This window comes from Nonomuraea rhizosphaerae, assembly GCF_019396405.1.
Taxonomy (GTDB): domain Bacteria; phylum Actinomycetota; class Actinomycetes; order Streptosporangiales; family Streptosporangiaceae; genus Nonomuraea; species Nonomuraea rhizosphaerae.
The window spans coordinates 1-2,525 of the sequence record NZ_JAHKRL010000158.1; the positions used below are offsets into that span (position 1 = coordinate 1).

The window sequence follows — 2,525 nt, forward strand, 5'->3', positions numbered from 1 at the left end:
CGACGCCCTCGGTGGGGGAGAAGAGGCCACGACCGGCCCGCCCCGGGGCCGGTCCGCGCCTGCCGGCCGGCGGGACGCGCCGGCCGGCAGGCACCCGTCATGAGCCGCCTCGGCCCTGACGAAGGGGGAGAGGGGGCTTCGCGCTCGGCCAAGCGTGTGGTGCGCTGGGAGTGTCAGCTTCGTTCCCAGCCGGTGATCGCGTACCTCTCAAATAACTGAAAGGACGACTTACCGGTCGGTTCACGCCCTAAGGTGGATCTTGGACGCGAGAGCGGTGCAATCGCGGTCAGAACCGAACGGAAAGGCGGAACCGGAGATGGCAGACGTCCCCCAGAACCCGGCCGCCGCCGTGGACCTGCAGACCCACAAGCCGCACTCGGCGCGGGTGTACGACTACATCATGGGCGGCAAGGACAACTTCGCGGCCGACCGCGAGACGGCCGCCCAGGTGCTGGCCGCCTGGCCCGGGCTGCGCACCTCGATGCTGGCCAACCGGGCCTGCATGCACCGGATGGTCGGCCACCTCACCGGCCTGGGGATCGGCCAGTTCATCGATGTCGGCACCGGCATCCCGGCCTCGCCGAACCTGCACGAGGTGGCCCAGCAGACCGTACCGGACGCCCGCGTTGTCTATGTCGACAACGATGTCATCGTGCTGACCCATGCCAGGGCGCTGCTGAAGGGCACACCCGAGGGCCGCATCGCCTACATCCACGCCGACATGCACACCCCGGAGGCCCTCCTGGGCGACCCCGCCCTGCACGACGTGATCGACCTGTCGCAGCCGGTCGCCCTCACCGTGATCGCGATGCTCCAGTTCGTCGAGGATGCCCAAGGCTTGGTGCAGGCGCTGCTGGAGCCGCTGGCCGCGGGCAGCTACCTGGCGATCACCATCCCCACCGCGGACCTGGCTCCCGAATCGGTGACACTTGCCCGTCAGTACACCGAACGGGGCATCCCGATGTACCTGCGCAGCCGCTCCGAGGTGGAACAGCTGTTCACCGGTCTGGAACTCGTGGATCCGGGAGTCGTCCCCATGCCCCGCTGGCGCCCCGACCCGGGGGCCGAACCGCTGGCCGACACCGCCACCAACATGTTCGCCGCCGTAGGCCGAAAGCCATAGACCGACTGGTCGACTACGGGCCGCACAACGCGCTGATGATGACGTTGACACGGGCCTTGCCGATGGTCGCGGGCTGGCTGGTTCCGGGCGGGAAGGTGAGGTTCTCCGCCAAGGTGAGGTGGCGGCTGCCGTCCGCGCTGTGGAAGGTGAACGTGCCGTGGCCGACCACTCCGCCGATGTGCCCCCACGCCGGGCCGCACGGCAGCGCCGTGTACGAGAGGCCCAGCCCGTAACCGGCGGTGGGGTCGGCCGGATCGGGCACGATGGTCTTCATCTCGGCCAGGAGCGCCGGCGGCAGGACTCGTCCGGACAGCAGTGCCCGGTAGAACTGGTTGATGTCGTGCGGGGTGGAGACCATTTCGCCCGCGGCCCATCCCCAGGACATGTTGTACACGCTGAAGTCGCGCAGTGATCCGTCGGCCAGTGGCACGTATGCCGCGGAATGGGCGCGGCGGATGTGCGTCTCGGCGCCGGGGAAGTAGGTGTGGGTCAGGCCGAGCGGACGCAGGACCCGTCGGCCGATCTCGTACGCGTAGGGATGGCCGGTGACGCGTTCGATGAGCAGCCCGGCGATGATGTAGTTGGTGCTGGAGTAGGCGTAGCCGGCGCCTGGCGGGCTGGTGGACGGCAGAGACAGGCCGATCGTGACGAGTTCGCGCGGGGTGAAGGTTCGCCGGCGAAGGGCCTCCAGGTCGTCGGCGGTACGCAGGACGGCCTTGGCGTAGTCGCCGATGCCGCTGGTGTGGTTGAGCAGCATCCGGACGCTGACCTGCCGGCCGAGCCCGCCGGGGACGAGATCGGGCAGGTAGGCGCCGATGGGCGCGTCGAGCCGTATCCGTCCCTCGGCTGACAGCTGCAGGACGGTGGTGGCCACGAACGTCTTGGTGATGCTCCCGACGCGGTGCTGGAACCAGGGCCGCACCGCTCTGGCCGTGCCGATGTCCGCCACGCCGGCTGCGCCCCGCCAGGTGCCGTTGCCGTCTTCGACCTCGGCGAACAGGCCCGGCATGCCGGCGGTGTGCTCGGCGTCCAGCAGCTCCTGGAGCGGCCCGCCGGTCGTGAGGTGCGCCTGGCCGGTTCCGGCCGTCGCCGGTGCGGCCACCGAGGTCGCCGCCAGGAGGAGCATGCCGGCGGCGGCGCGGAGTAACACTCGTGGAAACATCTGGGCCTTCATCCGGTGGTGGGGGTGGGCAGGTCGGCGTGGATGTAGGGGGTGGGTTGCATGCCGGGTTGGATGATGATGGCGGTGCCGGTGGTGGGGGTGTGGAAGGTGGTTTGGACGGCGGTGGCGACGTCGTCGGGGGTGAGCATGGGGATGCCGGCTTGGGTGAGGAGGTGTTTGACGGGGGCGACGAGGGGGGTGTCGGTGAAGGCGGGGCAGATGGCGTTGATGGTGATGTTG

The 2,525-nt window shown here is 69.7% G+C and carries 2 protein-coding genes and 1 pseudogene; 1 reads left to right on the forward strand and 2 read right to left on the reverse strand.

Translation table 11 applies throughout. The features are described from left to right. Positions 1–316 precede the first annotated feature (316 nt). Positions 317–1,123, forward strand: a complete 807-nt coding sequence (locus tag KME77_RS07725; protein ID WP_219463409.1) for an SAM-dependent methyltransferase — start codon at positions 317–319, stop codon at positions 1,121–1,123. A gap of 13 nt (positions 1,124–1,136) precedes the next feature. Here the strand turns inward: KME77_RS07725 and KME77_RS07730 are convergent, their stop codons facing one another. After that, entirely contained in the window at positions 1,137–2,273 is a 1,137-nt protein-coding gene (locus KME77_RS07730; protein WP_219463412.1) for a serine hydrolase domain-containing protein, read from the reverse strand. Between the two features lie 20 nt (positions 2,274–2,293). After that, positions 2,294–2,525: pseudogene (locus KME77_RS07735) on the reverse strand (dehydrogenase); the annotation flags it as partial.

Bases quoted from the DNA above. Each gene is read 5' to 3' on its own strand.
- KME77_RS07725 (WP_219463409.1), top strand. From the start codon at position 317: ATGGCAGACGTCCCCCAGAACCCGGCCGCCGCCGTGGACCTGCAGACC.